The 20,043-nt window shown below is 40.4% G+C and carries 11 protein-coding genes and 2 pseudogenes; 10 read left to right on the forward strand and 3 right to left on the reverse strand.

All coding sequences use genetic code 11. The features are described 5' to 3' along the window. Nucleotides 1–76: 76 nt before the first annotated feature. The 10 genes from RMY63_RS27075 (at nucleotide 77) to RMY63_RS27120 (ending at nucleotide 16,890) form a co-directional block, all read left to right on the forward strand. Nucleotides 77–5,470 carry an SDR family NAD(P)-dependent oxidoreductase gene (locus RMY63_RS27075; RefSeq protein WP_322731660.1) on the forward strand — a complete coding sequence of 1,798 codons (5,394 nt, stop codon included), beginning with the start codon at nucleotides 77–79 and terminating at the stop codon, nucleotides 5,468–5,470. 279 nt (nucleotides 5,471–5,749) lie between these two features. Continuing rightward, the gene (locus RMY63_RS27080; RefSeq protein WP_322731661.1) at nucleotides 5,750–6,721 is read left to right on the forward strand and encodes a TauD/TfdA family dioxygenase; all 972 of its coding nucleotides are present in this window, start codon (nucleotides 5,750–5,752) and stop codon (nucleotides 6,719–6,721) included. 120 nt (nucleotides 6,722–6,841) lie between these two features. Then, nucleotides 6,842–7,504, forward strand: coding sequence for a class I SAM-dependent methyltransferase (locus RMY63_RS27085; protein ID WP_322731662.1), 663 nt, complete (start codon nucleotides 6,842–6,844; stop codon nucleotides 7,502–7,504). Between the two features lie 266 nt (nucleotides 7,505–7,770). After that, complete coding sequence (locus RMY63_RS27090; RefSeq protein WP_322731663.1) at nucleotides 7,771–8,694, forward strand: ABC transporter ATP-binding protein; 924 nt, start codon at nucleotides 7,771–7,773, stop codon at nucleotides 8,692–8,694. Further along, nucleotides 8,687–9,460 (forward strand): ABC transporter permease, encoded by a 774-nt coding sequence (locus tag RMY63_RS27095; protein ID WP_322731664.1) that lies wholly within the window; start codon nucleotides 8,687–8,689, stop codon nucleotides 9,458–9,460. Before RMY63_RS27090 ends, RMY63_RS27095 begins: the two co-directional genes overlap by 8 nt. 128 nt (nucleotides 9,461–9,588) lie before the next feature. Beyond that, a complete protein-coding gene (locus RMY63_RS27100; RefSeq protein WP_322731665.1) occupies nucleotides 9,589–10,821 on the forward strand; it encodes a 2-isopropylmalate synthase in 1,233 nt (410 codons plus the stop codon). Nucleotides 10,822–11,102: 281 nt separating this feature from the next. Further along, entirely contained in the window at nucleotides 11,103–12,704 is a 1,602-nt protein-coding gene (locus tag RMY63_RS27105) for a choline dehydrogenase (protein ID WP_322731666.1), read from the forward strand. Between the two features lie 86 nt (nucleotides 12,705–12,790). Then, entirely contained in the window at nucleotides 12,791–14,716 is a 1,926-nt protein-coding gene (gene dxs / locus RMY63_RS27110; RefSeq protein WP_322731672.1) for a 1-deoxy-D-xylulose-5-phosphate synthase, read from the forward strand. Nucleotides 14,717–14,827: 111 nt separating this feature from the next. Then, nucleotides 14,828–16,048, forward strand: a complete 1,221-nt coding sequence (locus RMY63_RS27115; RefSeq protein ID WP_322731667.1) for a 4-hydroxy-3-methylbut-2-enyl diphosphate reductase — start codon at nucleotides 14,828–14,830, stop codon at nucleotides 16,046–16,048. Between the two features lie 74 nt (nucleotides 16,049–16,122). Beyond that, a complete protein-coding gene (locus RMY63_RS27120) occupies nucleotides 16,123–16,890 on the forward strand; it encodes a hypothetical protein (RefSeq protein WP_322731668.1) in 768 nt (255 codons plus the stop codon). A 414-nt stretch (nucleotides 16,891–17,304) separates the two neighbouring features. On the opposite strand, the pseudogene RMY63_RS27125 reads toward RMY63_RS27120, so the two are convergent. The 3 genes and pseudogenes from RMY63_RS27125 to RMY63_RS27135 form a co-directional block, all read right to left on the reverse strand. After that, nucleotides 17,305–17,622, reverse strand: a pseudogene (locus tag RMY63_RS27125) (replicative DNA helicase); the annotation flags it as partial. A gap of 415 nt (nucleotides 17,623–18,037) precedes the next feature. Further along, nucleotides 18,038–19,483 carry an NAD(P)/FAD-dependent oxidoreductase gene (locus RMY63_RS27130; RefSeq protein ID WP_322731670.1) on the reverse strand — a complete coding sequence of 482 codons (1,446 nt, stop codon included), beginning with the start codon at nucleotides 19,481–19,483 and terminating at the stop codon, nucleotides 18,038–18,040. Nucleotides 19,484–19,830: 347 nt separating this feature from the next. Beyond that, nucleotides 19,831–20,043: pseudogene (locus RMY63_RS27135) on the reverse strand (hypothetical protein); the annotation flags it as partial.

Consider the following 20,043-nt stretch of genomic DNA (forward strand, 5'->3'; position numbering starts at 1 on the left):
GAGGATTTCCCTGTTAAGAGTTGCCCGTTCCCTGTTCCCTTTTAATCCTGAATTCTTCCTACAAAAGAGGTAAATCATGGATAAATTTGACTCATTCAACTCTGTTGAAAATATAGCAATCATTGGCATGTCTGGGCGCTTTCCAGGTGCAAAAAATGTTGAGGAGTTTTGGCATAATTTACAAAACGGAGTAGAATCTATTTCATTCTTTTCTGAAGAAGAATTGGAGTCAGTAGGTATTTCCAAAGAAGTCGTTCGCAACCCTAACTATGTAAAAGCCAATGCTGTATTAGAAAATATCGATTTGTTTGATGCAACATTCTTTGGCTTCAATCCAAAAGAAGCTGAAATCACAGATCCGCAACACCGGATATTCTTAGAGTCTGTGTGGGAGGCTCTAGAAGATGCTGGTTACAATACAGAAACTTACTCTGGTTCCATAGGGCTTTATGCGGGTGCAGACGGGTTTAACAGCTATTTTTTCCATCACCTTTATAACAATCATGACTTGATAGAATCTCTCGGTGCTTATCAAGTAATGATTGCCAATCAAATAGATTTTTTATGCTCCAGAGTATCTTATAAACTAAACCTGACTGGGCCTAGTGTTACAGTCCAAACAGCCTGCTCTACCTCTTTGGTAGCTACCAGTATGGCTTGCCAAAGCTTGCTGTGTTACGAATGTGATATTGCTTTGGCTGGTGGTGTTTCCATTAGAGTTCCGCAACAGACAGGATATTTACACCAATCGGGAATGATTTTTTCTCCTGATGGCCACTGTCGAGCTTTTGACGCCAAAGCACAGGGAACTGTAGGCGGTAATGGTGTGGGAATTGTTGTTCTCAAAAGGTTGTCTGAAGCGATCGCAGACGGAGACTACATTCATGCAGTCATTAAAGGCTCAGCAATCAATAATGATGGTTCTGTAAAAGTTGGTTACACAGCCCCTAGTGTGGATGGTCAAGCAGCAGTAATCGCTCAAGCTTTAGCAAACGCTGAAGTTGAACCTGAAACCATCACTTATATTGAAGCCCACGGAACTGGCACTCCTTTGGGCGATCCGATAGAAATCGCAGCGCTCAAACAAGTATTTTCGGCCTACACCCAACAAAGAGGCTTCTGTGCCATCGGTTCGGTAAAAACCAATGTGGGACATCTAGATACAGCTGCTGGGATTGCAGGTTTAATCAAGACCGTTTGTGCTATCAAACATAAAATGTTGCCACCCAGCTTACATTTTGAAAAATCTAACCCTGAAATTGATTTCACAAACAGCCCCTTTTATGTCAACACCAAACTCTGTGAATGGAAAACAAACGGCAGTCCCCGCCGTGCTGGGGTCAGTTCCTTTGGCATTGGTGGAACGAATGCCCATATTCTACTTGAAGAAGCCCCTGCTATTGAAACGCAAGATGTTGCACTGGGTGAATCAAGACCTTGGCAATTACTAACCATCTGTGCAAAAACCCAATCTGCATTAGATACTGCGACTGCAAGTTTAGTTAAACACTTCAAACAACATCCACAGTTAAATCTTGCTGATGCAGCTTATACACTTGCTGTGGGTCGAAAAGCTTTTGACTATCGACGGATATTGGTATCCTGTAATCTTGAAGATGCGGCCAATACACTCTCAACATTGGAGCCGAAACAAGTTTTTACTAACTGCTGTGAATCCCAGGAGCCATCTATCGTATTTATGTTCTCCGGACAGGGTTCCCAGTACGTAAATATGGCATTGGAACTCTATAAGGTTGAGCCGACGTTTCAAAAGCATATTGATATTTGCTCAGAAATTCTCATACCTTTTTTAGGTCTTGACCTGCGTCAGATATTGTATCCCCACCCAGAACAAGTTGAAGCGGCGGCACAGCAACTACAGCAAACCGCAATAACACAACCAGCACTCTTTGTTATAGAGTACGCTTTAGCTCAGTTGTGGATGTCTTGGGGAGTGCATCCAATCGCAATGATTGGTCACAGCATTGGTGAATATGTAGCAGCTTGCTTAGCTGGTGTTTTCTCCTTAGAAGACGCATTGTTTCTCGTAGCTGGGCGCGGTCAGTTGATGCAGCAACTACCAAAAGGGTCGATGCTTGCTGTTCCACTGACACCAGAGCAGGTGCAACCTCTGATTGGCGATGAACTCTCCTTGGCTGCCATCAACGGGCCATCCCTTTGCGTAGTTTCCGGGCCTGCGGCAGCTGTAGATACATTGGAGATGCAGCTAGCCGAACAAGGCGTAGAGTGTCGCCGTCTGTATACTTCCCATGCTTTCCATTCTGTGATGATGGAGCCAATTTTAGAACCATTCACTCTTGCTGTGGAAAAAATTGACTTAAAACCGCCACAAATTCCTTATGTTTCTAATGTTACTGGCACTTGGGTGACAGCAGATCTAGTCACAGAGCCGAGTTACTGGGCCAAGCATCTGCGACATGAAGTACGTTTTGCAGATGGTTTGCAACAATTGTTGAAAGAACCAAATCGGATTTTGTTGGAAATTGGGCCGGGTAGAACATTAAGTACATTGGCAAATCAACATCCAGATAAGCTTCCCGAACAAATAGTACTAGCTTCGTTACGCCACCCCCACCATCAACAGTCGGATGTAGAGTTTTTACTTAGCACTTTGGGCAAACTCTGGCTTGCTGGTATGCAGGTGGATTGGTCGAAATATTATACCTATGAGCAACGCCACCGTATTCCCTTACCGACCTATCCCTTTGAACGTCAACGTTACTGGATTGAACCGCAAACACAAGTAAATACCATAGCAGACACATTTAAAAAGCAGGATATTGCAGACTGGTTCTATATCCCAAAATGGAAATGCTCTAGGCCGCTGGCTCCTAACGCTGATGTGCCGCCAATGCAGCATAACTGGGTGGTATTTACTGATGAGTGCGGCTTAGGTTGCCAAATTGTCAAACAACTCGAACTTCAGGGTCAAGATGCGATCGCTGTCAAAGCCGGGTCGGAGTTTAGGCAGTTGAGCGATCGCGTTTATACCATTAATCCTAAACACCAGGATGACTACAATACCTTGCTCAATCAACTTCGCTTACTCAACAAAACCCCCAAAAAAATAATACATTTATGGAGTGTCACATCAGAAGCTAACACAGGATCGGTAATTGATTGGGTGGAAAAATCTCAAGATCTGGGCTTCTTTAGCCTGCTTTTCCTAGCTCAAGCACTGGGAAAACTGAATATTGCAGATGAGTTGCTTCTCGCAGTCCTCACAAACAATATGCAGAATGTTGCAAACGAAGTGGTGTTATCTCCAGAGAAAGCAACCGTGCTAGGGCCGTGTAGAGTCATTTCCACTGAATACCCAAATATAATTTGCCGCAGTATTGATATTGTTTTTCCCCAACCAGAAACTTTACAACAAACAATACTGATAGACCAACTTTTGTTAGAGTTTAACACTCCGACATCTGACCGAATTATTGCCTACCGAGATAGCGATCGCTGGGTGCAAACTTTTGAGCCAGTAAAATTGGATGCAACTTTTAACAAAACATCAAGGTTAAGAAAACAGGGAGTTTATCTAATTACAGGTGGATTAGGGGGTATTGGTCTCACCTTGGCAGAATATCTGGCTCAGGATGTGCAGGCAAAACTAATACTTACAACACGTTCGGTATTCCCCGAAAAAGATGAATGGCAACAGTGGTTGGCAACTCATGACATTCAAGATGAGACTAGCAGCAAGATCCAAAAATTACAAACAATAGAGAAGCTGGGTGCTGAGGTTTTGATTGTCTGTGCAGATATTGGCAACATCGAGCAAATGCAAAAAGTTAAAACCCAGATTTTTGAACGATTTGGTCAGATTCATGGTATAATACATACAGCAGGAATCGCAGGTAAAGGCATAATTCAGCTAAAAACGCAAGAGATAGCTGAAAAAGTTCTTGCTCCCAAAGTCAGAGGGACTCTGTTACTTGATACCCTCTTCAAAGATATTCCTCTAGATTTCTTGATTTTATGTTCGTCACTCACAGCGATCGTCGGTGAGTATGGGCAAGTCGATTACTGTGCGGCTAATGCTTTTCTTGATGCCTTCGCTCATCATAAAACCTTAAAAGATGGCACATTCACTGCATCTATTAACTGGGATAGCTGGCAAGAAATTGGAATGGCGGCAACTGCTGTCAAACAAGGAAATGGAACCGCAAACATCCCGACATTTCATCAAAAAGAACTGAAGCAAGGGCTATTATCTGCCGAAGGTGTGGATGTTTTTAGGCGAGTTTTGTGTAGTAAAAAACCTCAAATTCTCGTATCAACACGAGATTTACAGTCTCAAATTGAGCGAAACAATGCTCCGGCAATACTGGATTTGTTGAATGAATCACAACTCCAACGACCCAAAACAGTACACCCACGACCAGCAATAACTCACGCTTATGTTGCTGCCACAAACAAGCTTGAAAAGACTATTGCTAGTGTTTGGGAAGAATTTTTAGGAATCGAACAAGTGGGAATTTATGATGACTTTTTTGAGTTGGGAGGAGACTCCTTATTAGCAGTTCAACTGATTTCCAAACTGCGCGAAACATTAAAAATTGAATTGTCTCCTCATAGTTTACTGGATTCACCTACTGTTGCTGGTTTAGCGACATTAATTGCATCGGATAATCCAGCAAAGCGATCGATACCTTCCTCACTGGTAGAAATCAAACCGGGCAGTTTTAAAAAACCTCTTTTCTTAATACATCCGGTTGGCGGACATGTCTACTTTTACCGCGATTTGGCAAATTGTTTCGATGCAGAACAACCAGTTTACGGGTTACAGGCACGCGGTATTGAAGGGGAAGCACAACCTCTGACGCAAGTTGAAGAGATCGCAACTGAATATATCGAAGCCTTGCGAACCGTTCAGCCTGAAGGGCCATATTTTCTTGGAGGCTCTTCTTTTGGAGGTACCTTAGCCTTTGAGATGGCACAACAGCTTTATGCAGTAGGTCAAAAGGTAGAACTGTTAGCAATGATAGATACTCCAGGCCCAGGTGAAATACCACCGACACCAGAAGATGATACAGAAATCTTGATTTATCTATTAGCAGTTGGTAGTAACCTGCCAATTTCTTTAGAGCATCTCAAACAGCTAACACCCGATGAGCAATTGCTCTACTTCTTAAACCAGAAAGAAGTTGTTAACAAAATGCTTCCTGATGTCACGCTTCCTCATGTTCAACAATTACTTCACCTGTTTAAAGTACACTCCCAGGCGATGTTGGATTATGAACCCCAAATATATCCGGGTAAAATCATTTTCTTCCGCGCCAGCGATCGCGATGCATTCAATTCTCCACATCCAGAACGTGGTTGGCTGAATTTAGCTACTGAAGGGGTAGAAATCCAGGAAATCCCCGGTAACCACATCACTATGAATATCCTTCCTCACGTCCAAGTCTTGGCAGATCGGTTAAAGACATACCTGAATGCAGTTGAATAGTTATGCTTTTTCAATTTTTCTACCTACCTTTGCTCAGTAGTAACGTGTCAAGACTAAAATATTGCATTAGCTTGACTCTTGTGGGATAGGCGTCTCGTCCGTCCAGTGCGGGCTTTTCGGCCCACACTACAAGAAAAATTTATTGCAACAAAGCCGTCTTGTCACGCCAGTAGTATTGTCTCAATGTGTAATAGCTTCGGTGTTCTCGTTCCTTTAATCGTAAATACCTGAAGTAACACCTGTATTATCCACTTTATTAACATAGGAAAGATTGCAATTATGTTGACCAATCAAATTCAACATCGTTCTTTGACTAACACTTTTGGTCTAATTATTCAAGGTAATGGCTCAAAAAATATTTTGGATTTAGACTATGAAGAAGTCATAAATTTATTCCGAGAATCAGGAACTTTACTGTTTAAAAATTTTGGCAGCGATAGCGATACTTTCATGAAATTTACGCATTTGTATTGCCAAGATTTCTCGACTTATCAAGGAGGTGGCTTGAGATGGGGAGTATTAGATAGACAAGCAATCAATAACGTTGAAACTCTCTTAACAACTTCAGGACATTCACAAGGCTTTCCGATAGAGCTTCATGGAGAGATGTATTACTTAAAAAATCATCCCACCATTCTCTGGTTTTATTGCGAAAACCCACCTATTCAAGGAGGTCAAACAACAGTTAGTGATGGCAGAGAGATATTTAAAAATCTCAGTGACGAAACGAAAAAGTTTTTCCAAAATCAAAAGATAAAATATGTTCGACATCAAGCAAACGGGGAATGGCAAACAGCATTTCAAACTGATGATTTAAGCGTAGTGCAGAAGTTTTGCGATCGAAACGAAACTAAGCTCCTGATCGACTCAGAAACTGGAGCAGTAACAACAGAGTATGTTTGTTCAGCAATTGTAAAAAGCCGAGATAGAGAAGATGTCTTCATCAATAATCTCTTGTTAATTTACATCGCTGAGTGGGCATTCCAGTCAGGTTGGTTTGCTGAAAATTTATCGAACATGACAAATACTAGCCCGCCACTGGTAGTCAGAATGGAAGACGGCTCCTGTATTCCCGAGCATATTATTGAAGAACTTCAGCAGGTATGTGACAGCCTAACCATTGATATCCAATGGGAAAAAGGCGATATTCTCATGATAGACAACACAAGAATTCTTCATGGAAGAAGAGAAGCAACAGCAAGCAATAGGAAAATATTTGTCAGAATGGGAGAGCCTATCTTTAAACTCTAAAACATCTCTAATTTTGTCATTAGCAAGGAGCGAATAACCCTATTTTTTCCCTCTTGCTAATGACAGATAGCAAGTAATTTACCGACATATATTATACAGATGATAAAAGGACAACAAAGCATGAGAGAAAATTTACCAGTAAAATATTCATCAGAAAAGTATGACGAATACACCAAAAGTTTTGTAAGTATTTATGATGACTTCATTCTGCAAAACTTACTAGAAGAATATTATCAGCAAGGTGGTGGTCTCAAAACATTAGTAGATGTAGGAACTGGCACTGCTCAGATATTAATTAAAGCCGCAGCTAACCCAGAACTAGATGCTTTATCCCTAATCGGGACAGATTATTTCCAGGATATGGTTGATGAGGCTCGCAAAGTTGTGAAGCAGAATGGGCTTGAAAATCGGATCGAGATTATAAATGCAGATGTTCATAATATGCCATTTCCTGATAATTATGCCGATTTAGTAATTAGCCGTTCTACAATACATCATTGGGCTAATCCTGTCAGAGCTTTTCAGGAAATATATCGTATCCTTAAGCCTAGTGGAGTTGCAATTATTCATGATATTCGCCGGAACCCAGGGCCGGAAGTGCTAGCAGAATTTAATCGTCTTCGTCAAGAAATTGGCGTTGTACCCTCTAATTTAGAAGAGAAGTACACGCCTCAAGAAGTTGAAGATATGCTGAAAGTAGCTGGACTTACAGAGTATGCTGTGATCGCAGCACCAGAGACTGGGCCGGGAAGCTTGGGCTTTGAACTCAGAATTTCTAAATAAAAACATTGTGCTGCGACGGACAGAGGGCAGATTTAGCAAGCTAAAAATGCCCATCGCCACAAAACAAGATTTCAATGTGTTTGAGAGTATTGACGAGACATGACATTTGGCAAAAATCATCAGTTTTACAACCTCCTAGTACCGCTGCCCTTGTAAGTCAAAAGTCACGCATTCAAAAGAATTGTATTTTCGGCTTTGGCGCCATTTTGAATGGTCTGTTTATTTACGCCGTAGTGTACTAGATACCGTACTGAGGAGGAAGTTATATGAAAGTACTTGAAGTCAGCGGGCTAAGTAAGTCTTTCAACTATAGGGGTAAAACCTTGAGAGCAGTAGACGATGTTTGTTTAAATATAGCTCCTGGAGAAGTAGTAGCTTTCCTTGGATCTAACGGGGCTGGAAAAACAACCACCATCAAAATGATTGCGGGATTGGTTAAACCTGATAAAGGATGGGTGCAAATCGCTGGTTTCAACCCTCATGAAAATCAGCAAGCTTTTAAAGAGTTAGGCGTAGTACTTGAGGGAAATCGTAACCTTTATTGGAACTTTACTCCTATTCAGAATCTAGAGTACTTCGGTATGCTAAAGGGGCTTAATCGTAGAGCAGTCCGCAATAATGCAATAGAACTTCTAGAACGATTCGATTTATTAGCAAAAGCTAGAACCCAAGTTCAACACCTTTCCCGAGGGATGCAGCAGAAACTTGCTATTGCGGTGGCTTTAATTCATCAACCAAAACTTTTGCTTTTAGATGAACCGACTTTAGGATTAGATGTAGAAGCTTCTGAGAACATAAAAACTTTAGTCAGCGAACTTGTTCAGGAGGGCTACGCTATCCTTCTTACTACCCATCAACTTGATGTAGCTGAAGAACTTTCAAACCGAGTGGTTATTATTCATCAAGGAAAAATTATTACTGAGCAACCCACTTCTAAAATAATTCAACAATTTTCTCGTTCAGGTTACACAATTAAAATCGAACGAGCATTAGAGTTAACACAGATTAGAGCGCTTGAAGTTTTAGGTGCAGTTGTCCAATCCAACCAAGACATTTATATACAAGATTTAGAAAGGCTTTATAGTCTTTTAGAAAAACTCAAACCCCTACCAATTATCAAAGTAGAAAAAGAGCAAGCTGACCTCACACAAATATTCTTGAAAATTACGCGAGGCAAAAGATATGTTTAAACTATTTCTCACTGAATGCAAACGAACTTGGCTGATGTTTAGGTACTATCCTAGTGAGGTGATTGCAGTTATTGTCATCCTGACAGCACTTTTTTATGGGCTAATCTTAGGTATACATTATGTGGCAGGAACAAGCTTCTCCTTCGGCGATCGACTAGACTCTTTAGTTGTGGGATATGTGCTTTGGGCTTTAGTTGCATTAACTGTTGGAGATTTTCCTAGAACAATTCAAAACGAAGCTCAGACCGGAATTCTTGAGCAGATTTTCCTCTCACCATTCGGCGCTTCAACAATATATTTAGTGCGAGCCTTTGCAAATATGACTTTGAACTTGGTTCTTATTTTTGGTGTATTGTTGACTATTCTAGCTATCACCAAAAGTCAAATCCAATTTTCCCCCAGCTTGCTACTCCCCTTATGCACAGTTGTGATGGGTGCAATTGGTCTGGGCTTTGGTATGGGTGCTTTAGCCTTGTTATTTAAGCGTATCCATCGGATAACAAGCATATTCGAGTTCTCACTCTTGTTTTTACTTACAGCACCAGTGGAAACCTGGAGAGGTTTACCTCAAGTTTTAGGACAGCTATTACCAATGACATCAGGCATGGCAATGTTGCGTGCCATGATGGTGAGAAGTGAAGCTTTCCATCCGCTTCAGTTCGTCTGGGCTGTAATTAACGGCGTAGCTTATTTTGCTCTTGGTATGCTGCTGTTTCAAATAACCGAGCGCTACACCAAACAGCAAGGAATACTGAGTACACATTAAAACAATTCGCAATTCGCAATTCGCAATTACGTTTTGTGACGGGGATTTAAACCCCGACACAATACACGCTGCTTCTAGAAGCAGGGGACTTAAACCCCCAAAGTTGGTTAAATATTGAAGGATTAATTATGGTTGCAGACAACAACAACTTAAAGGACGTGTATTTTAGCGATACAACGCTCAGAGACGGGGAGCAAATGCCAGGAGCCAGCTTGACTCCTGAAGAAAAGGTGGAAATTGCCAAAGCTCTGGCAAAAGCAGGAATACACTCTTTAGATGCTGGCTTCCCTGCCTGTGCTTCTAGTGAGATTGAAGCTATTCAAGGCATCGTCAAAGAAGTGAAGGGGCCAGTAATTTCAGCCTTATGTCGAGCATTGGATAGTGACATTGATAAGGCATACGAGGCATTAGCTGAAGCTGAGCCGTACAAAAGAGCAGTGAGCATTTTTGTAGCTACCAGCCCAATTCATCGAGAATATAAGTTGCGTAAATCTAAGGCGCAATTGCTGGAGATGATTGTTAACGCCATCCACTATGCCCGACAGAAGTTTGAGATTATTGCTTTTAGCCCGGAAGATGCTAGTCGAACCGAGTTGAACTATCTGTGCGAGATTTACCAAGCAGCGATTGAAGCTGGTGCTACTACCATCGGTTTCCCTGATACAGTAGGCATTTTGACTCCTGAAAAAACCCGAATCACAATCCGCTATATTCTCAACCACGTCCCAAATATCGCTCGAGCCTTTATGGCAGTTCATTTCCACAATGACCTCGGTCTTGCAACCAGCAATACACTTGCTGCCCTTGAAGAAGGCGTTCAGATTGTGCAATGTGCTGTCAATGGAATTGGGGAACGGGCTGGGAATACTGCACTGGAAGAAGTGGTTATAGCTCTGTTATTGAATCAGGAGCAGTACCAAAGAGCTGTTGGCATCGACCCTAAGCAGTTGGTTTCTTTAAGTAAGTTGGTTGCCGAAAAAACCAGTATTCCCATTGCACCCAACAAGGCTGTAGTTGGTTCAAACATATTTGCAACTGAAGCCGGAATTCACCAAGACGGGATTTTGAAAAATCTTGATACTTACTTACCTTTTCGTCCAGAGATGGTAGGAGCAGAAGGTATTCAGATTGTACTCGGCAAACATAGTGGTCGAGCTGCGATCGCTCAACGCTTAAAAAAACTTAATTTTTGCTTGACAGAACAGCAACTTGACCTTGTTGTAGCAGCCTTAAAGGATGCGAAGAAAAATGAATGGCTTGATGCTGAACGATTATTTTCTCAAACTGTAAAGCAACTTTTTGGCGAACAGGCTTCCTTTGTTTCTGATTTGAATGAGAGAAAGTCAACTATCGAAGTCTAAAAGGGAAAGGCTTATAGTTGCGCTGTATTCGCACGAACAGGGAAAGGGTTTAGCATTGCTAAACCCCTACGAAAAATCTATCTGTATCAGGATTTTCGTGAATTGGTATGACGTCTTTATTCTGTTTGATAAATTTTCCTTTATCCTTCCTAGTTATACTAATTAGAAAAAAGTTTGCAGTACATAATTCGTTGAAATTCAGTTTATCTATAATTTATACAATCCAAAATCCAAAATGGCATTAGCTAAAACTAATACAATTTTTTCAAGTGCAAAAGCTTATGAAGACCGACTACATTAGTAACTCTCCTTATGACTACGTGATTGTAGGTGCAGGTTCAGCAGGGTGCGTTTTAGCTAACCGTCTGACGCAAGATTCAAACACCAAAGTTTTGCTACTGGAAGCAGGGAAAGCAGACGACAAGCAAGAAATCCATATTCCTACTGGTTTTTCCACACTGTTTCAAAGTGAGTACGATTGGTCTTACTACACAGAAAAACAACCTCACTTAAATAATCGTAGCCTTTATTGGCCCCGTGGAAAAGTTTTAGGTGGTTGTAGTTCGATTAATGCCATGATATATATTCGTGGTAACTATCATGATTACGATCGCTGGCATAATTTAGGTAATGATGGATGGAGTGCAAAAGAAGTACTTCCCTACTTCAAAAAAGCAGAAAATCAAGAAAGAGGTGCTAATGAATATCACAGTATGGGTGGGCCTCTCAATATTACAAACCAACGCTTCATTAATTCCCTTTCTCATACATTTGTCAAAGCCTGTTTAGAAGCCGGATTTTGTGAAAACAACGACTTTAATGGAGAACAACAAGAAGGGTTTGGAGTCTATCAAGTAACGCAAAAAAATGGTAAACGCCATAGTGTTGCGGCTGCATATCTCAAGCCAATTTTGCATCGCTCAAACCTAACTGTTTTAACCAACGTTCATGTTAAACGCATACTTTTTCAGGGAACGCGTGCTGTAGGCTTAACCTATATTCAAGATGATGTAACAAAAGATATAAAAATTGCCCGTGAAGTCATTTTAAGCTGTGGAACTATTAACTCGCCTCAGTTGTTAATGCTATCAGGAATTGGGCCTGCCAAGCATCTTAAATCCTTGGAAATTCCAATGATAGTCGATTTACCTGGTGTTGGGCAAAACTTACAAGACCATTTGTTAGTTCCCGTCATCTATGAATGTACAAAACTAATAACTTTACTTAATGCAAACAAACTTACAAGTTTATTGAAATATTTAATTTTTAAAAATGGGCCTCTGACATCAAACGTAGCGGAAGCTGGAGGTTTTATCAAAACCAGACCTAATTTAGAAGTAAGCGATTTACAATTTCATTTTGCTCCATTTTATTTATTTAATCACGGATTGATAAAACCTGAAAAACATGCATTCACTTTTGGGCCAACTCTTTTACGTCCACAAAGTAGAGGAAGTATTACTTTACGCTCCAATAATCCCTTTGAACCACCAGTTATTCAGCCAAATTACCTAGAAAATAAAGCTGATTTACAAGTTTTATTAGAAGGTGTGTACCTCTCTCGTAAACTAGCAAAAATGACAGCATTTGATGTATTTAGAGGTGATGAATTAGTACCTGGTTACTCAGTGCAAACAGAAGAGGAGATTTGCGACTTTATACGCAACAATGTCGAAACCTTATACCACCCTATTGGTACTTGCAAAATGGGTAATGATTCAATGTCAGTTGTTAACTCGCAACTTCAAGTTTACGGAGTTGAAGGATTGCGCGTTGTTGATGGATCGATTATGCCTGACATCATTGGTGGTAACACAAATGCTCCCATAATCATGATTGCCGAAAAAGCAGCGGATATGCTTATTGACAACTACCAAAGATAGGATTGCTGAGTACATTACGAAAGTAAGGATTTTAAAATATGCAACGCTCTAAAAGCACTCTTGAAGACAAGATTTATGGAAATTATCTGGACTTAAGTCAAATAATTCATCCCAATCAATTGCATGGGCTGTCAATTAATGAATTACAGCAAATTGCCTATCAAATTCGAGAAAAGCATTTACAAACTGTAGCGACTAATGGTGGTCATCTTGGCCCTGGATTGGGTGTGGTAGAACTAACATTATCACTTTACCAAACGTTAGATCTAAATTGCGATAAAGTTGTTTGGGATGTTGGTCACCAAGCTTATCCACATAAATTAATTACTGGACGATACAATAACTTTCACACACTGCGGCAAAAAGATGGTATTGCAGGTTATCTCAAGCGTAGTGAAAGCATTTTTGACCATTTTGGAGCCGGACATGCTTCCACGAGTATCTCTGCTGCTTTAGGTATGGCTTTGGCGCGAGATTTCAAAGGTGAGAAATTCAAGGTAGTAGCGGTGATTGGCGATGGTGCCTTGACTGGTGGTATGGCTTTAGAAGCGATTAACCATGCAGGTCACTTACCAAATACTAACCTGCTAGTGGTTCTCAATGATAATGAAATGTCTATTTCTCCAAATATAGGTGCGATTTCTAGGTATTTAAATAAATTACGCTTGACTCTACCAATGCAGTTAGTAAAAGAGAATCTCAAAGAACAAGTTAAACAAATACCCTTGGTTGGTGATTCTCCTTCTTCAGAGCTAAAAAGCCTGAAAAATGGGATGAAGTTTTTGACGATGACAAAAGTAGGATCTGTATTTGAGGAGTTAGGCTTTACTTACATTGGACCGATAGATGGTCATAATTTGGAGGAATTGATTGCGACTTTTGAACAAGCACATCAAATAAGTGGGCCAGTATTAGTGCATGTGGCAACGATAAAGGGCAAAGGGTATAAAATCGCGGAAAAAGACCAAGTAGCTTACCATGCTCAAAGCCCCTTTGACCTTGTTAGCGGTAAAGTCAAACCTTCCAGTCAACCGAAAGGCCTTGCTTATTCCACAGTATTTGCTGACACTTTGGTAAAATTTGCCGAAAAAAACTCCAATATTATTGGTATTACAGCAGCGATGGCAACAGGGACTGGGTTAGATAAACTACAAGCCAAACTACCTCATCAGTACATTGATGTCGGCATTGCCGAACAACACGCAGTCACCCTTGCTGCTGGACTAGCCTGTGAGGTAATGCGCCCTGTTGTCGCTATCTATTCTAGTTTTTTGCAACGTGCTTACGACCAAATCGTTCACGATATTTGCATTCAAAAATTACCTGTTTTCTTCTGCATGGATAGAGCGGGAATTGTCGGTGCTGATGGCCCTACTCATCAAGGAATGTACGATATTGCATATTTACGTTGCCTTCCTAATATAGTTTTGATGGCTCCTAAAGATGAAGTCGAACTCCAGCAGATGCTAGCTACTGGCATCCAATATACAGATGGCCCGATTGCCATGCGGTATCCGCGCGGTAATGGCTACGGCTTACCCTTGATAGAAGAAGGGTGGCAACCTCTACCTATTGGTAAAAGTGAAATTTTGCGACACGGTGACGATGTAGTGATGGTGGCCTATGGCTCAATGGTTTATTCAGCTATGCAAGCTGCTGAGATTTTGAGCGAGCATGGAATTGAAGCAACTGTAGTGAATGCACGTTTTGTTAAGCCTCTAGATACTGATTTGATTGTCCCTTTAGTCAAACAAATTCCTCGCGTCGTCAGTCTAGAGGAGGGTTGTGTGATGGGAGGCTTTGGTAGTGCGATCGTAGAAGCATTGTTAGAACATGGTGTAGTAGTGCCAGTGTTGCAGATTGGAGTACCTGATCGCTTAGTTGAACATGCAAGTCCAAATGAGTCTAAGGCACAACTAGGCTTAACCAGTCTACAAATTGTGGATCGAATACAAAGCTTTTTTACTTTTTCATTACACAAAATGCTGACCCAACTGAATTCTGACGACTGACGTCTTTATTCTGTTTTGATAAAAAAGCAAAACGCTAGAACGATATTTTAACTTACTTTCTCACTGGCAAACAAACAAAATTAGCATAAGTAATCTTCCCAAGAAAGATTTATGGACACTAAAAACTTGAGAAAATCATTTCATAGTTCTGAATCATACCATCGTAGAGGATTTGGTCGGCAAGACGAGGCTGCAAATTTCTTACAGTCAGAGTATCAAAGCAGCTTTATTCAACAAATCCGTCACAATAACTTCATGTTGCAACAAGGTGAAGTTACAATCCTGCTAGCAGAGGCTTTTAGCTTTTGTTGGGGTGTAGAGCGAGCAGTGACTATGGCTTATGAAACTCGCCAGCATTTTCCTGACAAACGGGTTTGGATTACCAATGAAATTATTCACAATCCCTTAGTAAATCAGAATCTACTGGATATACAAGTGGAATTCATTCCTGTAAAGAATAACCAGAAAGACTTATCAGTTGTAGCAAAGGAAGACGTAGTAATTCTGCCAGCTTTTGGTGTTAGCTTACAAGAAATGCAATTTTTTCATCACAAAGGTTGCACAATTGTAGACACGACTTGCCCCTGGATTTCTAAGGTATGGAATACAGTAAAAAAGCACAAAAAAGGCAATTTTACTTCAATCATCCACGGCAAGTATAACCATGATGAAACTATTAACACTAGTTCATTTGCTAACAAGTACTTAATAGTGCTGAATTTGGCAGAAGCTGAGTATGTCTGCAACTACATCCTGAACGGTGGAAATCATGATGAATTTATAGCCAAATTCAACAAAGCTTGTTCTTTTGGCTTCAATCCTGATACCGATTTAGAACAGCTAGGTATTGCCAATCAAACCACAATGCTTAAAACAGAGACTGAGCAGATTGGTAAGCTATTTGAGCGCACGATGATGAGAAAATATGGACCTTTGAAGCTGAATCAGCACTTTATTAGCTTTAACACCATCTGCGAAGCTACCCAGGAACGTCAAGACGCAATGTTCAAATTAGTAGACGAAAAACTAGATTTGATAATTGTGATTGGTGGTTTTAATTCTTCCAATACAACTCACTTGTACGAAATTGCACTCAATCGAGGTATTCCTGCTTATCATATCGATACCGCCGAGCGAATTAGCTTAGATAATCGCATCGAACACAAACTACTACATCAAGATTTAACAGTAACTGAAAATTGGTTGCCAGATGGTTCAATTGTGGTAGGAATTACTGCTGGCGCATCTACACCTAGTAAAACAGTAAAAGATACAATTAAAAAAGTTTTGCAGTTAAAGCGTGTCAATTCATCTGTTGAGTCTTTTTGTTGATGAGCCGATTTCAGTAAGGTAAGAATAGCTTTTGTCTGAAAAAATTGTCCAAACTTTTCCTGGGTAAATAAATTATGAATAACCAAATGAACAGTATTATCATGCAACCCTGTGTTTCTTATTGGGGTATGTACAAATCGAGACGAGTTCTAAATGCAATTCTTTCTTATTATTTCCCAGTATACGGGTTAACCCATAAGGATTTTTTTACTTTTTATCCAGTTTTAGGTTTTGTAGAAGCTTTAATATATCAAGCTGATGAAGCGGTTGAATTGAGTCAATCTGAAAAATTGTTTGATCGGCAAGAAAAACCTTGGATTCAGAGGTTTTCTAAGATTATTAGTTTGCTGAAAGAATGCAACTTATACCAGCTATCAATTGAAAAAGAGTTAGAGAAATTGGGAGAATATTACGAATTAGAAAATTACTTAATGTCCCAGAACTTAGTAACCTACTCAGATATTATTAAATCAGTAGAACTACGAACTTCTGATACACGTACTTTGCACATAATTTTATTGGAAATAGCTAAAAAACCATATCATAAAAATGTCTTCGATCTCATGTGGCCCCTGGAAGTACTGGCTGACATATTTGATGACATTAATTCTTACAAAGATGATGTTGATAAAGACCACTACAATACTTATCGTATGTTTGTCAGGCTTTATGGAAAAAAAGCGCCTGATTACTTACAAACGGAAATAGATCGATATAAGTCTATTTTCCGAGAAAGAATAACCAAATTACCAGAGGATGAGCAAAAAGTTTATCGGCAAATTGCGTCTGTTTATAAACAAGAATGTTTGATTGAAACTATCCCTGAACCAATTCTAGAGTAGAAATCCTAACTCAAAGTTCAGTGGCTGCTTGTTGGGAGAGGTCGGAATCCCAGGGCGAATGCATCTAAATATTGACAAAGTGGTATGTAAGGTGTGGAGAAATTTTATAAGTATGTAACGAAAAATTAAGCCTAAGAATTAGAGCTAAATTTTACACGGTCAGTAGACCGAAAAGTTTTGCCAACATCAAAAATTAGTAGCGTGTGATACCGTTTTTAGAGAAAAGTGTAAAAGCTAATTGCTCTGGAATAATGATAAGTTTAGGTTATTAATAAGCCTCAAAAACTAACTAAAATCAGCCGGACGGTAAATAAACTTCGCAGGCTACCCCATAGTTGGGGTCTACTGCTTGGCGTAAAAATTCGAGCATCTGTTTGAGGGTAAAGGGAGATCCATAAAAATAAATCCCCAGCCTTAAAACCCCCAACCACGAGACAGATTCTTGAAGGAGGTAAACTGATCATCAAATAAAAGCTTGACCGTACCAGTTGGGCCATTGCGTTGCTTACGAATAATTAACTCAGCAATGCCACGCTCAGGTGTATCAGGATTGTGCATCTCCTCACGGTAAAGCATAATCACAACATCGCTGTCTTCTTCCACGGCTCCACTTGACCGCAAATCGCTCAGTACAGGGCGTTTATCGTTGCGGTGTTCGACTTCACGGCTCAACTGAGATAAAGCAAGCACTGGCACATCCAAATCCTTGGCAAGTTTCTTCAGTCCCCGGCTTCTAGGGACTTCCAACTAAAAAAATATTCCATCGATGCATGAAGCTGGGGGAGAAAGAATCCTTACATTGTCTTCGCTCTCAAAATTGCATAATTTATTTTCTGGAAGTCCCTTATTGAAAAACTCAAAGTTTACAAAGCTGATGAAGATGAAGAAATTCGGCGGATTTGGGAATACCTGCGTGACCGGAATGGGGGTAGCAGTACACCTACTTAAGTCAATTCACCTCGCGAAGTTCAAAAACCGAGAAGTAGACAAATCACACAGCATAGTTGCAGTACCCTCTAGCAGTGCGGCGTGACCTTCAGAACTTAGCTGTGAGAACTCTGATACTGCGCTACTGACTATAAGAGGTAAAATCGCTTTCACTGGGATTGAAGAATTCTTGCCCGATAACGAGTGAGCAAAGGTTATCTTAATGATGATTCAGTTTTGGTGATGTTAACCAGGAAGTTGCTGCCTCGATATCCGCAGTGTAAGATTGCAATTTTGAATGAGGTGTTGGTTGAGTGGGAGGGTTAGCGATTTTAGTTGCCAAATTAGTGCTGTTGTTAACAGTTTTCGCATCTGACAAAGCTTCTAGACCTGTAATCAATCTAGAGCGACGACTACGAGTGATATAATTCCATGCCCACTGAAATACTACTAGTAATTTAGTGTCGAACTCGATTAAGAAGTAGATATGAACGACTAACCAAAATATCCAAGCAAGGAAACCTTGGAGTTTGATGAAGCTTAAATCTACAACAGCTAAATTTTTGCCAATCATCGCCAAACTACCTACGTCATTGTAACGAAATTGTGGTAGCTTTTGACCAGATAAGCGTTTTTTAATGAGTGCCGCTACATACTCTCCTTGTTGTTTGGCTACGGGTGCAACACCAGGTAAGGGTTTTCCATCTTGATGAGAGAAGTTGCCTAAATCTCCGATGACAAAGATGTTTTTATAACCCTTAATCGTCAAGTCTGGTTCTACAATCACACGTCCAGAGCGATCGCACTCTACACCTGTACGGTTTGCTAAAACTTGCCCCATAGCGGAACCTTTCACACCTGCTGCCCATAATATAGTTTTTGAGGCAATTTCTTGAACTCGATCGTCTTGCTTGAAAGTAACGATATCGTTTTCAATATTCGTCACCCTAGTGTTTGTTTTCACTACCACACCCAACTTTTGCAAGGATACTTTTCCTACTTCTGATAACTTTGGTACCATGTGGGGGAGGATGCGATCGCCTCCTTGCAACAACAAAATATTAGTTTCTCTTGTATCGATATTGCGGAAATCTTCTTTGAGAGTTTTATGTGCCAACTCTGCGATCGCACCGGCTAATTCTACACCTGTTGGGCCACCACCGACAATTATAAAGGTCAACCAAGCACGACGTAGTTCTCTATCGGTTTCTTTTTCTGCTGCTTCAAATGCCGAAAATATCCGACGACGCATTTCTACCGCATCTTCAACAGTTTTCAAGCCAGGAGCCAATGGTCTCCAGTTATCGTGACCATAATAGAAATGATTAGCACCTGTGGCAACAACTAATGTATCGTAGGGTATTGTTCGATCGCGCAGAATAACTTCTTGGGTTTCTGGATCGATATCATTTACTTCTCCCAAGAACACTTGAGTATTCTTGCTTTTCCTGAATACAGCTCTTAATGGTGAGGAGATATCAGCAGGTGATAGCGTACCTGTCGCAACTTGATATAAAAGCGGCTGAAATAAATGAAAGTTACGTTTATCGATGAGAGTAACATTTACATTCGCTTTTTTCAGAGTCTTTGCTGTATACAGTCCACCAAAGCCTCCACCAATGATTACAACCTGATGTGGTACATTCTTCTCAAGTGAAACTACCATAAAAAATATTTCCTTGTGTTAAGACTGTTGTAACTTTTCTTAACAAGAATGTAGCAAAATTAAGATCTTCATTGCTGTTTATTTAGAACAATTGAAAAATAATAAAAGTAGTCAAAGAGATACCAATTCACCGAACTTCCCATCGCCGGAAGCCGGCGCTCAGACTTCTGTCTAAAATTTGTCAATAGATTCAAAATCCTTCTATCAAAAATTCCAACTTTTGGATTGGTATACATTCAGAATACGACGAATTGCTTGGGGATTGTAGTGATGCTTTAAAAGATATTTGTCACCGTTCAAAGTTAAATTAACTAAGGCTATGAGCGGGATGCAAAACTTTCAGTAATTCAGTAAGCGATAATGGTTGGTTCAAAGTTTTCAGTAGTAATCAGCCGCCAAGCATCAGTTGATTCACACTTTTCAACTGTTGTTAGAATGCGGACTTGAAACTTGAAGCTGTGATAAGTTGTTTGGCATTCATCGGGGGCAAGGGCAGCCCATTGGTCAGGGCGAACGCATCTAAATATAGTACATATATACTTAAAGAAGTTTAATCGCGT

The organism is Nostoc sp. ChiQUE01b (assembly GCF_034531255.1).
In the GTDB taxonomy this organism is placed as follows: Bacteria; Cyanobacteriota; Cyanobacteriia; order Cyanobacteriales; family Nostocaceae; genus Nostoc.

What these genes read in the sequence shown, in the direction of transcription:
- RMY63_RS27115 (WP_322731667.1), top strand. Translation starts at nt 14,828, where the DNA reads ATGGACACTAAAAACTTGAGAAAATCATTTCATAGTTCTGAATCATAC.
- RMY63_RS27090 (WP_322731663.1), top strand. Translation starts at nt 7,771, where the DNA reads ATGAAAGTACTTGAAGTCAGCGGGCTAAGTAAGTCTTTCAACTATAGG.
- RMY63_RS27085 (WP_322731662.1), top strand. Translation starts at nt 6,842, where the DNA reads ATGAGAGAAAATTTACCAGTAAAATATTCATCAGAAAAGTATGACGAA.
- RMY63_RS27130 (WP_322731670.1), bottom strand. Translation starts at nt 19,483, where the DNA reads ATGGTAGTTTCACTTGAGAAGAATGTACCACATCAGGTTGTAATCATT.
- RMY63_RS27105 (WP_322731666.1), top strand. Translation starts at nt 11,103, where the DNA reads ATGAAGACCGACTACATTAGTAACTCTCCTTATGACTACGTGATTGTA.
- RMY63_RS27100 (WP_322731665.1), top strand. Translation starts at nt 9,589, where the DNA reads ATGGTTGCAGACAACAACAACTTAAAGGACGTGTATTTTAGCGATACA.
- RMY63_RS27120 (WP_322731668.1), top strand. Translation starts at nt 16,123, where the DNA reads ATGAATAACCAAATGAACAGTATTATCATGCAACCCTGTGTTTCTTAT.
- RMY63_RS27075 (WP_322731660.1), top strand. Translation starts at nt 77, where the DNA reads ATGGATAAATTTGACTCATTCAACTCTGTTGAAAATATAGCAATCATT.
- RMY63_RS27095 (WP_322731664.1), top strand. Translation starts at nt 8,687, where the DNA reads ATGTTTAAACTATTTCTCACTGAATGCAAACGAACTTGGCTGATGTTT.
- RMY63_RS27080 (WP_322731661.1), top strand. Translation starts at nt 5,750, where the DNA reads ATGTTGACCAATCAAATTCAACATCGTTCTTTGACTAACACTTTTGGT.